Source organism: Pseudovibrio sp. POLY-S9 (assembly GCF_001431305.1).
GTDB lineage: Bacteria > Pseudomonadota > Alphaproteobacteria > Rhizobiales > Stappiaceae > Pseudovibrio.
Genome location: NZ_LCWX01000198.1, coordinates 101,860 through 117,305, shown reverse-complemented (window position 1 = coordinate 117,305; position 15,446 = coordinate 101,860). Strand labels below are relative to the sequence as shown.

At 49.1% G+C, this 15,446-nt stretch carries 16 protein-coding genes; 12 read left to right on the top strand and 4 right to left on the bottom strand.

Annotation, left to right across the window (positions count from 1 at the left end; translation table 11 throughout):
- Positions 1-1,306 precede the first annotated feature (1,306 nt).
- The 8 genes from PPL9_RS19535 to PPL9_RS19505 all read left to right on the top strand — a co-directional run bounded on the left by PPL9_RS19535 (position 1,307) and on the right by PPL9_RS19505 (position 9,102).
- Entirely contained in the window at positions 1,307-2,683 is a 1,377-nt protein-coding gene (locus tag PPL9_RS19535; protein ID WP_057464245.1) for a tyrosine phenol-lyase, read from the top strand.
- A 212-nt stretch (positions 2,684-2,895) separates the two neighbouring features.
- Positions 2,896-4,179 carry an aromatic amino acid transport family protein gene (locus tag PPL9_RS19530; protein WP_057464244.1) on the top strand — a complete coding sequence of 428 codons (1,284 nt, stop codon included), beginning with the start codon at positions 2,896-2,898 and terminating at the stop codon, positions 4,177-4,179.
- A gap of 809 nt (positions 4,180-4,988) precedes the next feature.
- Complete coding sequence (locus PPL9_RS19525) at positions 4,989-5,198, top strand: cold-shock protein (protein ID WP_057464243.1); 210 nt, start codon at positions 4,989-4,991, stop codon at positions 5,196-5,198.
- 57 nt (positions 5,199-5,255) lie between these two features.
- On the top strand, positions 5,256-5,438 hold the full coding sequence (locus PPL9_RS32050; RefSeq protein ID WP_152986764.1) for a hypothetical protein: 183 nt from the start codon (positions 5,256-5,258) through the stop codon (positions 5,436-5,438).
- 288 nt (positions 5,439-5,726) lie between these two features.
- Entirely contained in the window at positions 5,727-5,936 is a 210-nt protein-coding gene (locus PPL9_RS19520; RefSeq protein ID WP_057464242.1) for a cold shock domain-containing protein, read from the top strand.
- Between the two features lie 264 nt (positions 5,937-6,200).
- Positions 6,201-7,343 (top strand): D-alanine--D-alanine ligase, encoded by a 1,143-nt coding sequence (locus PPL9_RS19515; protein WP_161831372.1) that lies wholly within the window; start codon positions 6,201-6,203, stop codon positions 7,341-7,343.
- A 493-nt stretch (positions 7,344-7,836) separates the two neighbouring features.
- Entirely contained in the window at positions 7,837-8,208 is a 372-nt protein-coding gene (locus PPL9_RS19510) for a sulfatase-like hydrolase/transferase (protein WP_057464240.1), read from the top strand.
- Between the two features lie 105 nt (positions 8,209-8,313).
- The gene (locus tag PPL9_RS19505) at positions 8,314-9,102 is read left to right on the top strand and encodes a hypothetical protein (RefSeq protein WP_057464239.1); all 789 of its coding nucleotides are present in this window, start codon (positions 8,314-8,316) and stop codon (positions 9,100-9,102) included.
- Between the two features lie 24 nt (positions 9,103-9,126).
- Here PPL9_RS19505 and PPL9_RS19500 read toward each other — a convergent pair whose 3' ends face one another.
- From PPL9_RS19500 to PPL9_RS19485, 4 genes are all read right to left on the bottom strand, one after another.
- On the bottom strand, positions 9,127-9,561 hold the full coding sequence (locus PPL9_RS19500; RefSeq protein ID WP_208989495.1) for a hypothetical protein: 435 nt from the start codon (positions 9,559-9,561) through the stop codon (positions 9,127-9,129).
- Between the two features lie 169 nt (positions 9,562-9,730).
- The gene (locus PPL9_RS19495) at positions 9,731-10,219 is read right to left on the bottom strand and encodes a DUF2267 domain-containing protein (protein WP_057464238.1); all 489 of its coding nucleotides are present in this window, start codon (positions 10,217-10,219) and stop codon (positions 9,731-9,733) included.
- A gap of 653 nt (positions 10,220-10,872) precedes the next feature.
- Positions 10,873-11,616, bottom strand: coding sequence for a VOC family protein (locus tag PPL9_RS19490; protein WP_057464237.1), 744 nt, complete (start codon positions 11,614-11,616; stop codon positions 10,873-10,875).
- A gap of 42 nt (positions 11,617-11,658) precedes the next feature.
- A complete protein-coding gene (locus tag PPL9_RS19485; RefSeq protein WP_200962341.1) occupies positions 11,659-12,117 on the bottom strand; it encodes an SgcJ/EcaC family oxidoreductase in 459 nt (152 codons plus the stop codon).
- 108 nt (positions 12,118-12,225) lie between these two features.
- On the opposite strand from PPL9_RS19485, the gene PPL9_RS19480 reads away from it, so the two are divergent.
- From PPL9_RS19480 to PPL9_RS19465, 4 genes are all read left to right on the top strand, one after another.
- Positions 12,226-13,131 carry a LysR family transcriptional regulator gene (locus tag PPL9_RS19480; RefSeq protein WP_057464236.1) on the top strand — a complete coding sequence of 302 codons (906 nt, stop codon included), beginning with the start codon at positions 12,226-12,228 and terminating at the stop codon, positions 13,129-13,131.
- Between the two features lie 182 nt (positions 13,132-13,313).
- Complete coding sequence (locus PPL9_RS19475; RefSeq protein WP_057464235.1) at positions 13,314-14,192, top strand: alpha/beta fold hydrolase; 879 nt, start codon at positions 13,314-13,316, stop codon at positions 14,190-14,192.
- A gap of 111 nt (positions 14,193-14,303) precedes the next feature.
- Positions 14,304-14,798 (top strand): DUF2165 domain-containing protein, encoded by a 495-nt coding sequence (locus PPL9_RS19470; protein ID WP_057464234.1) that lies wholly within the window; start codon positions 14,304-14,306, stop codon positions 14,796-14,798.
- A gap of 137 nt (positions 14,799-14,935) precedes the next feature.
- On the top strand, positions 14,936-15,446 hold a 511-nt coding region (locus PPL9_RS19465; protein WP_208989494.1), incomplete at its 3' end, for a hypothetical protein.

Here is a 15,446-nt window from a genome sequence, read left to right as displayed (position 1 = left end):
TTGAAGGGGCATGCCCCTTCAATCAAAAGTCAAAGCTGCGAAAGTGGGTAATTTTCAAGCAGCACAAATGGGGAAAATACATCCAGCACTGACAGCACAACCCCGCAAATGAGCACCCTGCTGGTCTGCGGCCGGGCAACAAGCGCCCGCAGGCCAGCATCCCAAAGGGTAGGGGATGCACTCCAATCTGATCTAACACAGCGCGATCAGGCTCCCTGAGCGTGAAAGTGATTCATGCTAATCAATCAAAAAATAATGGCAGGAGTTGCTAATATATAAGTTTATTGTGGAATAAATAGGATGTTTTGAAGAATCGTGAAGCCGCCAAACCGGGGGATATACACCCCGTAAAACCCAAAAACCCTTGGTATTTCAGGGAGCTTGTAACGGCAGTTGTGTCGCGCCGCGGCAAGGCACCCCGGTCAAGCCACTGTCTCTAAGTAGTTTTTCCTTTTGACTTTCAGGCCAATTCGCCCAAACTCCGTTGTGTGTAATCAATTAGGTCTTGAAGTTACATTGGGACTAGGAAAATGCGCTGGTATCAGCTGTATTTGAATATCTTAAAGAGAGATAAGCTGCCTTGGCACATCGAAGATGTTTCCATGGCCAATAACCTGCATCTCGTCTGACGACCTCCGCCTGCAGTGGAGTCGCTCCTGCTGCACAGCCGCATGTAAGCTAGCCTCCTGCCTCCTATAGTCCACCAAAGATGCAGAGTGTAGAGGCCAGCCAAAACATGCAGTACCCCCAAAACAAGTAATATTAGGCACTCATTCCAACACTGCATCCCCTACGCAGCAGAAGAACTGTGCTTTGATATTGGCAATACCATCGGCACCTCCGGTTTGCGCTGCAGGTGTGTCGTGATTGCTTCAGATAATGACGTTTGTCTTTGCTCCTGTCTTCCAAGTGTTGAGCGCGCTTGGGGCAGAAGAACGGCACCGCCATGCCTGAGACTTGCAGCGGGGAAGTATACAGATCACAGCACAGCCAAGATTATGCAGGCAATAACTCTGCATGATCAAGTAATACTCATGTAAATATCAGCGCCTTGTGTATTGCATAAAGGTACATGTGTCTGTGATTTGTATATATAAACGATTATTTATTCACATATCCATATTGTTACTTATTGTGATGATCGAATATTTGGATAATTAATGAATACGAAGATTGGTGAAGCGAAATTGTTTTCGATTCGTAAGTAAATAAACTTCGAAATCGATAATTTCTTCACTCCTTGAGAATTCGGAGAGACATGGTCCCTCCGCCCTATTGGTAAAGAAGCAAGTAAGAGGACGTTCTTATGACTAAGTTTATGCCAGAGCCGTTCAAGATTAAATCTGTTGAACCAATGTACTTCATTTCTGACGAGCGTCGCGAAGCGGCAATCCAGGAAGCTGGCTTCAACACATTCCTGCTGAAGTCCAAAGACTGCTACATCGATCTGCTGACCGACTCCGGTACATCCGCGATGTCCGACAAGCAGTGGGCTGGCCTGATGGTTGGTGACGAAGCTTACGCTGGCTCCGAAAACTTCTACCACCTTGAAGAAGTTGTTAAAGAGCACTTCGGCTTCAAACACCTCATCCCTACTCACCAGGGCCGCGGCGCAGAAAACATCCTGTCCACGCTCACAATCAAGCCAGGCGACTACGTTCCAGGCAACATGTACTTCACCACAACACGTTTCCACCAGGAACGTAACGGTGCAACATTTGTTGACGTAATCTGCGACGAAGCCCACAACCCTGACCTGGCTGACGTGCCATTCAAAGGCAACGTGGACCTTGCAAAACTGCAGAAGCTCATCGACGAAGTTGGTGGCGAAAAGATCCCTTACATCTGTCTTGCTGTAACCGTGAACCTGGCTGGTGGTCAGCCTGTTTCCATGGGCAACATCAAAGCAGTAAGCGAACTCTGCCACAAGCACGGCATCAAAGTGATGTACGATGCAACCCGTTGTGTAGAAAACGCATACTTCATCAAAGAACGTGAAGCTGGCTTCGAAGACAAAACAATCAAGGCAATCCTCCTTGAAATGTTCTCCTACGGCGACGGCTGCACCATGTCCGGCAAAAAAGACTGCCTGACAAACAACGGCGGTTTCCTCTGCATGAACGACGACGACCTGTTTGCTGAAGCAAAAGGCATGGTTGTTCAGTTCGAAGGTATGCCTTCCTACGGTGGTCTCGCAGGCCGCGACATGGAAGCAATGGCAATCGGCATCAAAGAATCCGTTGAATACGACTACATCTCACACCGCGTAAATCAGATCCGCTACCTCGGCGAACGTCTGGAAGCTGCTGGCGTGCCAATGGTTAAGCCTTACGGCGGTCACGCAATCTTCCTCGATGCACGCGCATTCCTGCCACACCTTGACCAGCAGCAGCTCCCTGCACAGGCACTTGCCGCAGCGATCTACCGCACCTCCGGTGTACGCACTATGGAACGCGGTATCGTGTCCGCAGGCCGCGACGTTAAGACCGGTGAGAACCACGTTCCTAAGCTCGAAACCGTTCGTCTGACTATCCCACGTCGCGTATACACATACGCACACATGGATTACGTCGCAGATGCGATCATCGAGCTCTACAAAAACCGCGAAAGCATCAAGGGCCTCGAATTCGTATTCGAACCTAAGGTACTTCGCTTCTTCACTGGCCGTTTCGAAGAAATCTAAGAACTAAGCCATTGAAGTGACTAGCAATAGTCAAAGACTAAACTGCATTGGAGGAGAGCCCGTGTGCTCTCCTCCGTTGTTATCAAAGCACAAATCTTACCCGTCGTAAGTCTATGTGCGCTTTTCGGGAAAGCTCTGCCACGGGGCACTTACAAAATCGGCAGGTGTTTTCTCAATTGGTCACGGCAAATGCCGGAGTTGGGAGGCTCAACATGACCATTGCTTCTGAGCAGGTTCCTACTGCAGAGACAGTTGAACCAAAATCTACCAAGAAAAGCCAGGGCACAATCTTAGGCGCCAGTGTGATCGCTGCTGGCACCGCCGTCGGCGCGGGCATGTTCTCGCTCCCTGTTGCAAACAGTGGCGTATGGTTCTCTGTTTGTCTGGTTCTGATGATCGTTGTTGGTTACATCATGCACACTGCATCGTTGTACATCATGGAAATCACGCTTCATTTCCCTGAAGGGTCCAATTACGACAGCCTTGCCAAGGGCACCATTGGTAACGTGGGCCGTGTGGTCAACGGTCTCTCCGTTGCCTTCCTGTGCTACGTTCTCACCTACGCCTACATCTCAGGTGGTAGTTCGATCATCACATACTCGCTGTCGATTTTTGGTGACGTCAACATGTCATCAGGGGTGGCGAGTTTGATCTTTGCAGTCGTGTTACTATCGATTGTGATGATGGGGACCCGAGCTGTTGACCGTGTGAACACTGTTCTCATCGGCGGCATGATCATCACATTCATGATCAGCTTGAGTTCATTGATCGGCAACTCATCTACAACGAACCTGTTCCCAGAGATCTCTCTCGGCGATCGCATGCCATATGCGTTCTACACCATCTCCTTCCTGGTGGCGAGTTTTGGTCTTCAAATTACAGTTCCAACTGTAACCAACTATCTGGGTCTGGATGCGAAGCGGACAAGCAAAGCGCTGCTGATCGCGATTTTCCTTGCAGGCTTCTTCTACTTCCTCTGGATGTTTGCAGTATTCGGAAACATCTCCCGTGATGACTTCCCTGCGATCATCGCTGAAGGTGGCAACATCGGTAACATTATCGGTGCTCTGAGTAAGTCTGGTATCAGTGAAAACATCTCTGTAATCCTGCAGATCTTTGGCAACATGGCTGTTGCAACATCCTTCCTGGGTGTGTCTCTCAGCCTGTATGATTACATCTCTGACTTGTTCAAGTTCGATACAGCTACCGTTGCTGGCAAAGCAAAGACTGTAGGCATCGCATTCGTACCAACCATTATCCTTGCTATCCTGTACCCACACGGGTTCATCGCAGCAATCGGTTATGCTGGTGTGGTTCTGGTGATCTTCTCCTTGCTGGCGCCAATCGTAATGGTTCGCATCTGTCGTGAGCGGAACCCGGACATGTACCAGGTCCCAGGCGGCAACGCCCGTCAGGCAATGGTATTCGGTTTCGGTATCCTGGTGTTCATCATCACTGCATTCGAACTGACCGGTAACCTGCCAATCTTCGGCTAATCCGTTTGAAGAGAAAGCAATAAAGACGACTATTCAGTCGGGGCAAAACCTGATTGCGAGGCAAACCACAAGCCCCCGCAATCAAACCAACTGACCCTCAAATGTCAGCAAAAGACTTGCCGCAGCCCTTCCCGCTGCGGCAAGTTTTGTCCGTTTCAACACCCCGAACCCACTGGGAGGCAGGTTCGGGGTGTTGGCGTAACCCCCAACAATGACAGATCAGGTGTAGTCGAAAGTAAAACCGCGCTCTAAGAGGACGACTGTTTGCCCTCAAGCAACCTCTCACCAAAAACGCAAAGCAACACCGAGTGCCAAATGTCAGATCGGCAATTCAGGCGGGGTAGCTGTCCATTGTTGCATTTGCAAAGTACCGCGCCAATAACAAGGCCAGAGCTGGAGTGTCGGGCCAGAGTGGACATTCGATAGAGTCAATCAAGGCTTGAGATCGTACTATCTCAATACTATAAAATACACGCATCCGGTATTTTCTTCGAAAATAAATATTCACGCAGTCGAAGCACTAAATGATCATGGTGTAGGGTTGTAGGAGAACGAGTTTTTCTTGCTTTCAGGACCGATCAGAGTAGCAAGAATTGTAGATTGTTTAGCATATCTTACATAGCCTCTTGAAAAGAGAGCCGAGAATAACTACATAAACAAAGCGCGTTTACAGCCATCATTGGCTATCTTTTCTTCCGGCTTGCCGGTTTACTAGGTTCCCCCTGATTTTGAGAATGTTGCACCCCATGTACATATCGAACATGGGAAATACGCCCGCTTAGCCCGGGTAAAGTTACAAGGTATCAACCATGACACACGGCACTGTAAAATTCTTCAATTCCACAAAAGGTTTCGGCTTTATTTCTCCTGAAGATGGCGGAAAGGATGCATTTGTTCATATTTCTGCTGTTGAGCGGGCAGGACTTATGGGTCTCGAAGAAGGTCAAAAAGTTGCTTATGAACTAGAAAGCGGCCGCGATGGCAAAGCTTCAGCTGTGAATTTGCAGCTGGTTGACTAATAAAAGATCAGGGCTGCGCCTGTGCGTAGCCCTAGTCCTTATAGAAAGAACCAAAATATGCCTAATATTTCAATGTCATGTGCAAAAGATCGATTTGCTGCGATTGAAAAAAACAAAAAAAAAGAACTCACCGATGAAGAGGAACGGGCTCTGCAATTAAGTGAAAAAACGTCTCGCCTAAAAGAACTCCGTCTTGCTAAAGAAGCTACCGATAAAAAGCCTCGCCCTTTGATAAAATAGTCTACCAAGTGATTGGCAGTCAGCGAGTGCACAAGATATCGCTAAATATCTTGGGCTAAGATCTATTCTTTGATCTAGTAGATCTAAAGTTCAAGAAACTATGTTTCTCTAAGATTTACTTATACTATCCAAATAAATCCGTATTAAAATTTAAATTGATTGAACCAGTGCGATAAGATGTGCAATATGTACATAATGGAATATTGCTTTTGGGGAAGTAGTATTCTCTGGCCAAGCGACTGTACATAAGTACTAAAGCGTTTTTGGTCATCACAGATTGTATCCTAAATGATCAATGGTTCCGTGAAATTCTTCAATTCTGAGCAAGGCTTTGGCTACATTCAGGAGGACGGTACAAATTCACAGTTTCGCGTCCTTCGTGCCTCCTTAAATCGTGCTGGTATTAAGAAATTGGCTGAACGCCAAAAAGTACGTTTCGATACGCTTACAAATCCTGCAAACGGGAAAATAGAAGTCAACAATATCGAAGTTGCCTAACAAAAGACGGTCCCTGGACACGTAACTTCCTTACTCATAACAGTGGTGTTTATCAGACTTGCAGCTGGTCATATACACTACCTCACAGCTGCTCTCCCTATTCCTACAAGATCTTAGTGCCGTGAATAAAGCCATCCTCACCCGGCACTGTGTGAGTTAAATCCACGTTTTACCGGTCAATTATCCTCGCCACTTCCCGTGCTCTAAACAAAGGGCCGGCAATTTGCTTGTCAACTGATGACTGAGCAACGAAAGAATGGTCCAATGACAGAACGAACTGATCTTGCTAAAATTGGCTTAACCGCAGAATTAATTGGTCCTCTCCAGTCTCCCAATCCAATTGCAAACAATAACCATCGGCAAGATTTGCAGGAACACTCCTCAAAATTGAAGAACCACATTGCAGTTGTAGCGACCAATACACATGATTTGAAAGAAACCGGATTTGGATCGATTGAGACATGTCGCCTCTTTTTCGATGCTCTAAAAGAAAAATATCAAACAGTTACGTTTCACGAGATTTCTTCGATATCCAGTTTAAATGATATTGTTACGTCTAAACCAGATCTTGTTGTACTTTGCAGTAAATACTTCCTGGATGTAAGTAATAATACAAAAACTTGGTTTTCAGATTACTTTTCTAATCATGCAATTGCTTTTACCGGATCTGATCGCAACTGTCTGGAGTTCGATTCCAATAAAGGAAAGGCTAAGACGGCTATACAAAACCACGGTATTGCTACTGCAAAGTTTTTCCAAGCCTGCCCTGGCCAGTTCGAAACAGAAGACAAACTCCCTCTTTTTCTTCCTCTTTTCGTTAAGCCAATAGATGCTGCTAATGGAAATGGAATTGATGAAAACTCGATAGTTCGCGACTTTGAAAGTTATCAAAGTAAAGTCAAAGAACTTTTCGAAAGCTATGGTGCAGATGTTCTGGTCGAGGAGGTGCTACCGGGACGAGAGTTTACCGTTGCAATCTTTGATGACCCGGAAACCGATTCAAGATCTATTATGCCTGTAGAAATCATAGTTCCCAAGAATGAAAAGGGTGATCGAATATTGGGATGTGCTGCAAAGCAGCAAAATCATGAGTTACTCAGAACTATTACCGAACCCACTTTGAGCGCTGTTTCCGAACTTGCAGGCAGTGCTTTTACGGCATTAGGAGTTAAGAGTTTTGGTCGGATTGACATCAAGCTTGATGCAGAAGGAAACCCCAATTTTCTTGAAGCAAACCTAGTGCCGGGTATGACGCCCGATTCAAGTTACTTCCCGAGGGCTTGTTCATTACAAACTGGGTCAAAATCGAAGACGAACAGGCCGTCAGCGATGACACATTCTGAGGTTGCCTTGAAGATCGTTGAACTCGGCCTCAATCGCATCAACACATTACAGCAAGTGGGCTAATTACAATCGTCTGCTACAGCGTATCTCCGAAAAGTGGAAATCGGTCTTCGGATAAAGATATGCAAAAACAAAGGCTAAAGCAGTTCATGTGTTTCAACTTAAATGCGAACTGATTTAGGTAGTTTTTGACCTGAGGTGAAGTAGGTTATTACTCAGTAGAGCCTACTTCCTACTCTTTACGTGTTGCCGAGTTAGACCCAGATAAGGTTCAATTATTACTCTCGCAGGGAGTGACTTGTTTAGAGCGAAGGTCGGTTAGGCTAACTGATAATCATGCTGTTCAAACCGCTCCTCACGCAAATATCTCCCCCAATATTTCAAGATGAAAACACGTAACAACTTTATGTTGTGATTCATGTTTCTGTCATACAACTTTCCCACCCGCTTCTCAGAGTGCTTCAGCTCTATATCTGCGTCGGTCACTCAGATTTACTTGAGTACATACATTTCAGCGAACGATGTCCAAAACGAACAAAAACGATAAGGGCACAGCATGAAAATTAACGGCAAGCCGCTCAATTTTTTGATTATCACGACGGATGAAGAGTGCTCTCCGCCGATCTATGAAAATGACAGTGCCAAGCAGTACCAGTTGCAGAACAGTGTTGCGCTTGGAAAAATGCGCCAACACGGGTTGGAGTTTCTCAACCACCACACTGCAACCACAGCCTGTGCTCCCCGCCGAACCAGCATTTACACTGGCCAGTACCCGTCATTACACGGTGTCAGCCAGACGCCGGGTATTGGTAATGACATCCGTCACGCACTGGAACAGGTGCTGGTTGAACAGCGCCTGAAGAAACGTCTGCTTCCCCATACATTGAACAATGAAGACAGTTCCAGCCCCGGACCTTTGCGGCGCTGATGGACACTCTGACCGCGACATCGCGACCCCATAAGCAAGCAGATAAGCATCCCTGACTGTTAGCCCATAAGACGGCAACCGTTCAGCGCAAAAAGGAGATAACAAATGCCGCTGAAATCAGCTTCACGATTAGCAACGCTATGGCTCGTACTCGCGTTCCCTCTACTCAGTTTAGGTGCAGCCAACGCTGAAACCGGCACAGACGCAAGCACAGACCTAAGTCTTTTCAAGGAATGCCCGGTATCTCAGGATGATCCCAACACGTTCGCCCTGTGCGCCACTGCCAAATGCTGGACCGTCGACACCGTTGCCTACTGCAAATGCGACGTGATGAACGAACAGAGCATTTCTCTCCCGTTTCATTATAAAGAGGGTGATGAGAAAAAAGATGTCTGTGATCTGTTAAAGGCCGGCATTGATAACGGTTTCACGGTAAGCACATACGCCACACCGCGCCAGATGGAAACTGACTACGATCCCGATACGGAAAAGCTGGGGCCACCCATGGCGACGTACAGCTGCCCCAACACAGACGATGCGCCCGCTGGCTACTCTGCTCAATGTGATGGCGGCTTCTGTTTTAACAGCACGCAGGGGAAAGACTTCCCCGGCATCGGAGCGGTCAAGGAAGACGAGATCATCTGTTCCTGTCCCGCAGTGCCCAGCCCATCTGCAGGCTTTCAGATGGCTGGCCCCTGGTTATGCGCACCCGGCGATCGCAACACCGATGGCACGTGCTGCGATAAGTCGTTCCACGACAAGCTTTGTTCAGTCAAATCAGTCAATTCCACTGGCACTGAGCTTATGGTAGGTGCGCCTCTGGGAGTAGCTAAATTGCTCTCGAAAAAGTTGGACAGTAAGGATCCGGCCATCAACCGCTGCGTTTTTAAATAGGCAGCAAGTGCATCAGGCTGGCGCTTAGCAGCCAGCCAGCACTACGATGATGTTGTCATGATCCTTCCACCTGAAGCCATCAATGACATTGATTTCAGGGTCGTAGCCGTAATAAGCGCAGCCGGGCGAGAGCTCGATCGCTGTCTCTGCTAATTTCAATCTGTCGTTCACAGACAAGCTTGGTGAGGCGATGGGCGCACGGGTCTCAGGATCAAGTTCAGTAAACGTCACAGCGACCAGGCTTAGCGTGCTGCCAGTTTGCTCCTGAAATGAAGGCCTCTCTTGCCAGGAAACGCTCATATCCCCGATGGCAACATGGTGCGGCTGTGTAGAGACAACCACATTCTGAGCTGAGGTGGTTGAGGCAGCGTCATAAACAGGGCTGGCGGCGTCTTCCGCATTGCTGGCAGTAGCCAACACACAAACAGCAAAACACAGTCCGAAACGCTTCATAAGCATGGCTGAAATTTCCTTCGCAACTTTCCGCCCTGCAATACTCTGAATATGAGTGGGCAATGAGAGATGAGCGCCTGGCCTCTGGAAAGTTAAAGGGGAGGCGGCAAGATCTTTCCCTCCCTGCCTGAGCCACCCCTTACAGTCAACGGATCTACTGAAGAAACTACAGGTTTTACAACGCCTCAGCCTGTGAGGGAGTGCCTTCTGATCTCTCTCTCTTCGCCTCTGCTTCAGCCGAACTTTCAAATCCCCAAAACCGTAAAGCGCTAGGGCCGATCTGGCCTAACACCTGCTCAAAGCGGGAAAGGTCAACGCGGCTGCGCAAGACCTCAACCACACGTGCAGGCGTCTTATCATCCGCAAAGTTGTGATGTGCCCTGAGAGCTTTTACCTCAGCAGCCCAATCGTCTTCATCGCCAAAGTCCGCAGTGTAGTCACTGCTGCTCCAGCCAGACGTGAAAATCGCCCGAAGAACCGCTGGCAGCGTATCTGCAAAGGACAGCACCTGCTCAGCGTCCAGTCTCCGGCGGAACACCAGCAAAACAGCCTGTACGCTTGTGTAGGTTTGATTGCGAGTGGTCAGGCCAAGCGCGTCCTGAGCATCAGCAAGGAAAGATTCGTACTGCTGAGAGGCCAGCTGATACTCCTGAGGCATAGGCATGAAGGTAACTCCGAAAATACGGGTGATCGCTCGATGTACGACCTTAGCTCAGGTTTTCGCGCTGCAAAAGTGACTGATTTTCAGCTGGCTCTTAAATCGATTTAACTTAGGTAATCTACGTATATGTACTATAGCCGCGAGTAAAGGTGAGGTCAGTGCTAGAAAGTTTGTGGTCAAGAATAATAAAAGAAATAATTATACTAAGTTGTGCGGTGCGAAATGAAATGATGAAGAAATATCGCTTCTGACCATGAGTAAATTTCACATTAGTCAAATTATAAATTCATATTGACATAGGTCAAAATGCTATCTACGCTTTAAATGTCATTGAAGTGGAGGCACTATGACTTTCGGCTTGATATTATTCATTTGCGTATTCTTGGCGATCCTTGGGATGGTTGTGATTTCAGAGTTTTCTTCACGGAATAAAACTGCAGATCGCATGATCGCGGGTTTAGACGCTGATCTCAGCAAAGAATAACTCGGACAGAGATTCAGTCGAAGTGTGAGGCGCTGACTTTAAAGGACGGTTTGAAGTCGGCATCACCTCATAACGATAAGGCGGCTAGAGCTAGGGTATAGGGGGACTCTAGCTCTGCCGCCTTCTTTGTTTTCAGGCAATCCACACGGTAAGGGCGGGAGTTGCCGCAGTCTCAATATGCCGTAATCATCAGCCGCTCAGAATGTAAAGGTGCACCGGCTGAGCCAAGTATCAGGCCGCCATATCCTGCTGCACCAACCTCCGGCAAACTCTCCGTCTCCACTGCAGAAACATGCTGAATTTCCAGCACCGTATAAGGTCGCTGATAGGTCCAGGTCCGGTTCTCAACTCCGGTGAGATCAGGGTTTGGAGGCTGTTCAGTCGTGAAGGCGTAAAAGTAGAGCGTGAAACCAAAAGGCTCGACGGGCTGAACAGAGAGCGGCGTCATACCCCAACTGAGAATATCGGGCTCAATTGCCGTAATGTCGCCAGTGCGCAAGGTCACAAGGCTGAGATGCGGACCTCCACCTAGTCGGCTCTCATCAAACTCCAGATCAGGCCGGTCGCCTTCAAACCAATGGTCAATCAGCTCAACCACAAAACCTTCCGGATCTGTGAGTTTGGCAAGGTACCCAACATCCCGAAACTGCTGCGGCCCTGTAACATAGACACCGCGCGCCTGAAGCTGGGCACAAGCCAGCTCGATATTAGGAACTGAGAGTGCGATTTTCCAATAAAGATCGGTAGCTTGCGGCGTGTAAGGCGCCTCCGCCTCGATGAACAGAAGTGCCGTCTCTTCCGCACAATATCCGACCCGCCCGTCACCCTGATCGGACATGCCCAGGACATCGCAATAAAATCGCTTTTGAGCCACCACATCACGGACGCGCAAACGAAGAGTATCAAGCTTTGTCATAACGGGCTGTCCTTTATCGGGGCACAAGGCAAATACGCGTGTTTATTGAGCGATCTCGAAGTGGTCCTCGCGCAGCAAGGCTCGGCCATCCGGCTGCAAAACCCAAAGCTCATTGGTGATGACGCCATGGGCGTTGTTCATCTTCCAGTTGGCTGCAACGCGGGCAGAGGTCTGATCCAGAACAGTGGTGACGGTATTGCTGTAAACCACATCATCAAATCCCTTGGAGATGATGTCTGTCCAAAAGCCCTCAATCGCTTTGCGTCCTTTAAATGTGCCAAATGGTTTCACAACCATAACGGCATCATCCTCATAAAGCGCAGCCGCACCCGCTGCATCACCTGCGTTGAACGCATCACGCCAGGCGCGGCTTGCAGTGGCAACAGCGGTGTTGAGCTTGTATTCACCTTCAGCCAGTTTTCCTGCTTCGTCAGCGATGGCTTGTCCGCTCAATCCAACCGCGACAGTAGCAGCAAGAGCGATAGATTTAATGAAAGTCATCACGTGATCTCCGTTCAGATGCGATGTTGATGATTGTCTTTTGCCGCACTTGCATTGTTTGAAAAACATTCTATTTCTGAAATCACTATTCATATGAAGAGAACAATCATGCTCTCAACGCTTCCGCTCTCCTTCGTCACAGTTGTTGAAACTGGCTCAATCACCCGCGCTGCTGATGAGCTGAATATCGCCAAATCTGCCGTCAGCCAAAATCTGAAACGGCTGGAAGAACAGCTGGATGTAAAGCTCGCCATCCGCACCACGCGCCACCTCTCTCTGACCCCGGCAGGGGAGCGCTACTACCAGCGTTGTAAAGAAATCCTCGCGCTCTCACGGCAGGCGGAAACCGAGATGGAGAGTTTCGGAGCGGTCCCGTCTGGCCCGATCACTATCACAGCCCCCCACGCTTTCATCACGCCTGTCATCGCACCGGCCCTGGCAGTTGTGAAAGATAAGTTCCCGAACCTTCAGCCTTCAGTGATAGCGGAGGACAAGCGCCTCAATCTGATCACGGAGGAGATTGATGTTGCGATCAGTGTCGGCCAACTGCCAGACAGCACGCTTCTGGCGCGCCGCATTGGGACCTTGCGCGATATTCTGTGTGCCGCGCCAGCTGTAATTGAAAAGGCGCCTTCCGCTGATGACCCGCTCTACTGGCAATGGGTGCAATCCCTGCCATACATCGCTCATACACGAGAGCCTGCTGTGGTGCGGCACCGCCTCCCGGTTCAGGAAAGTTCAGAGAGCATTGAGGTGAGCTTCAGGTCTGCCGTCAAAGCCAACACCATTGAAACCATCGCAGCTTTTGCCCGAAACGGCCTGGGCGTTGCACTCCTGCCGGATATCGCGATTGCGCAGGACCTGAAGACTGGAACCCTCCAGCCTTTACGTATTCTGTCAGAGCCAGAACCAACACCAATTTATGCCGTGCACAGCTATGATATTTTGCCACCCAAATCGGTGCAGGAGGCAATCACAGCAATTCAGCAAGCCTTGGCGAAAGCGCTGCAATAAGGCAGGTCTCATCTGATCTCCATCTCAGACAAAACACACAACATGCTCTGAAATCAGAGTGTTTCCGAGAATGAACTCATGAAACCTTCTCTTAAAAGCGAGCGGTATATTTTACCTTCTGACTTTACCTGTACGTTAATATGTGGTCCTATGCGGCTATCGTAAGTTGAAAAGATACCGCTATGAAGCAACTGGAAGAAATGATGGCTGAAAGTGAGCAGCGCGTGGAAACAATCACAATTCCCAGCGAGGGTGCCACACTGATTGGCAAAGCCTACTGGCCTGTGGGTGACCCAAAATCCTCAGTCATTATTCACGGCGCAACCGGTGTGCCGCAGTTGTTTTATGCCAAGTTTGCCCGCTGGGTTGCAGAGCAGGGCCATCTCTGCCTCACCTATGACTATCGCGACTTTGGTGCCTCTAAACAGATACATCCACGCAACTCTTCCGCCACGATGTCTGATTGGGGCCTGTATGATCAGCAAGCTGCCTTTGATGCGCTGCTGAAACTGGCTGATACGCCCAGCACTCACGTGATTGGTCACTCTCTTGGCGGCTTCATGTTGCCATTCCATCGAAACCTGGACATGGTCGATAAAGTCACCACAGTTGCCTGCGGTCAGGTTTATTGGCGTGACCACCATATGCCATATTTCCTGACTGTTGTTGCCTTCTGGTATTTGCTAGGGCCAGCTGTCACACGTATGAAAGGTTATTTGCCCGGTAAGGCACTTGGGATCGGCGCAGATATTCCTGCTGGTGTTTACTGGCAATGGCGTAAATGGTGCACTTCTCCAACCTTCTTCAAGGATGACATCGGTAGTGTTTTACCTTCCATGAACCCGAAGCCGTTCACTGGCCCGATCAAAATCATGTCGTTTACCGATGATGATCTTGCCCCCAATGCCTCCGTTGAACGCCTTCCACCTCTCTACAAAGATGCGCAGGTCACGCGACAAATCCTTAATCCGGCAGACTTCGAGCTCAAGGAAGTTGGGCATCTGAAGGCCTTCGCCAAGCAAAACGCGGTCTTGTGGCCTGAAATTCTGGATATTGCTTGAGGCAGGCCGCTCCATGAACAAAGGGCAAATGAAAAAGACCAGAGCTGAAGAGAGCACCTAACCGCGTTTTAGCGACAATCTGCTTTAACTGGCGAAAAAGCGGGTAGTCCCATGCTTCTTCGACTGATTAAAGTTCTGGTCTCCTTGGCGTTCGGCGGTTTTGCTGCTCTGGTTTGCTTCAACAACTATCAGGATACACCGGCCAATCTGGCGTATATTGAAAGCGTCATTTCCATGGTGGACACGTTCCCAACCAGCCCCAAGTTCCGGGCTGTGTTTCCTCTGGAAACCGCACCCACCTTCCTCACCATTATCCTAGCCATAGAAGGCTTCATTGCTCTCCTGTTGGTTCTGGGAAGTTTGCGCATGCTGGCCAGCATTCATCGGCCAGCTGCCTCATTCAATCGCTCCAAATCCACCGTCTCCTTCGGCTTTTGCATCGCCATTCTGCTTTGGTTTGGCATCTTTGTAACAGGAGCAGGAGAGTGGTTCCTCGCATGGCAATCTCCACTCGGGAGAGGGGCCATAGACACCTCCTACAACATCAGCATCATCGCATTTTTGGCGCTGATCTTCGTGAACCAGAAAGAGGAAGACCACGGCTGAGACGAAAGGAAAACCCTGAGATCCACCCAATTAGATGTAACCTAAGACTATCCATCTGAGGCATTTGAAGGACTGCTTTTGCCTAGGAATTGTTCCACGTTTGAAACATCGACCACTTGTGGTGACGGGGAACAGAGATGGATATCAGGTTTGGGAGGAATGTGTTTTCAGGTCAGCCAGCCGCTTCAAACAGGAAGTCGCATAAATCCATACCTGCGCGCTTTCTTGATGATGACTACTTGATTGGCCTTGGCCTGGCCCTGCAGAAGAAAAGGCGGGGCGAGTATCTGACAGGAAGTGGCAATACCGTCCAACGCTATATCGCCAACCAACCGCAGCGGGTGACACTCCAGTACACCAACAAATCCTTCTATTTCTCCTCCATTTGTGATGGCGCCATCGTGGTGTTTGATTATCTGCGGCATAATGAAAGCATGGCACACTTCAACGAGTACGCCCATGTCGGCAAGCGCTTCGCTACCATCAAAAAACCGCAGATCTGCGAAGTCCACCGCGTCGCTGAAGAAACCAACGCCGCCAACGCCATAGACCTGCTCCTCGCCGACTACCCCGGCAACCTCACTATGCTGCACCCGCTCAAGACCAACAAATGGTTCAACAAAGACCGCATAGATTGGTACGCCCGCC

Bases quoted from the DNA above. Each gene is read 5' to 3' on its own strand.
- PPL9_RS19475 (WP_057464235.1), top strand. From the start codon at position 13,314: ATGAAGCAACTGGAAGAAATGATGGCTGAAAGTGAGCAGCGCGTGGAA.
- PPL9_RS19525 (WP_057464243.1), top strand. From the start codon at position 4,989: ATGACACACGGCACTGTAAAATTCTTCAATTCCACAAAAGGTTTCGGC.
- PPL9_RS19510 (WP_057464240.1), top strand. From the start codon at position 7,837: ATGAAAATTAACGGCAAGCCGCTCAATTTTTTGATTATCACGACGGAT.
- PPL9_RS19495 (WP_057464238.1), bottom strand. From the start codon at position 10,219: ATGCCTATGCCTCAGGAGTATCAGCTGGCCTCTCAGCAGTACGAATCT.
- PPL9_RS19500 (WP_208989495.1), bottom strand. From the start codon at position 9,561: ATGCTTATGAAGCGTTTCGGACTGTGTTTTGCTGTTTGTGTGTTGGCT.
- PPL9_RS19480 (WP_057464236.1), top strand. From the start codon at position 12,226: ATGCTCTCAACGCTTCCGCTCTCCTTCGTCACAGTTGTTGAAACTGGC.
- PPL9_RS19520 (WP_057464242.1), top strand. From the start codon at position 5,727: ATGATCAATGGTTCCGTGAAATTCTTCAATTCTGAGCAAGGCTTTGGC.
- PPL9_RS19530 (WP_057464244.1), top strand. From the start codon at position 2,896: ATGACCATTGCTTCTGAGCAGGTTCCTACTGCAGAGACAGTTGAACCA.
- PPL9_RS19535 (WP_057464245.1), top strand. From the start codon at position 1,307: ATGACTAAGTTTATGCCAGAGCCGTTCAAGATTAAATCTGTTGAACCA.
- PPL9_RS19515 (WP_161831372.1), top strand. From the start codon at position 6,201: ATGACAGAACGAACTGATCTTGCTAAAATTGGCTTAACCGCAGAATTA.
- PPL9_RS19505 (WP_057464239.1), top strand. From the start codon at position 8,314: ATGCCGCTGAAATCAGCTTCACGATTAGCAACGCTATGGCTCGTACTC.
- PPL9_RS19490 (WP_057464237.1), bottom strand. From the start codon at position 11,616: ATGACAAAGCTTGATACTCTTCGTTTGCGCGTCCGTGATGTGGTGGCT.
- PPL9_RS19470 (WP_057464234.1), top strand. From the start codon at position 14,304: ATGCTTCTTCGACTGATTAAAGTTCTGGTCTCCTTGGCGTTCGGCGGT.
- PPL9_RS32050 (WP_152986764.1), top strand. From the start codon at position 5,256: ATGCCTAATATTTCAATGTCATGTGCAAAAGATCGATTTGCTGCGATT.
- PPL9_RS19485 (WP_200962341.1), bottom strand. From the start codon at position 12,117: ATGACTTTCATTAAATCTATCGCTCTTGCTGCTACTGTCGCGGTTGGA.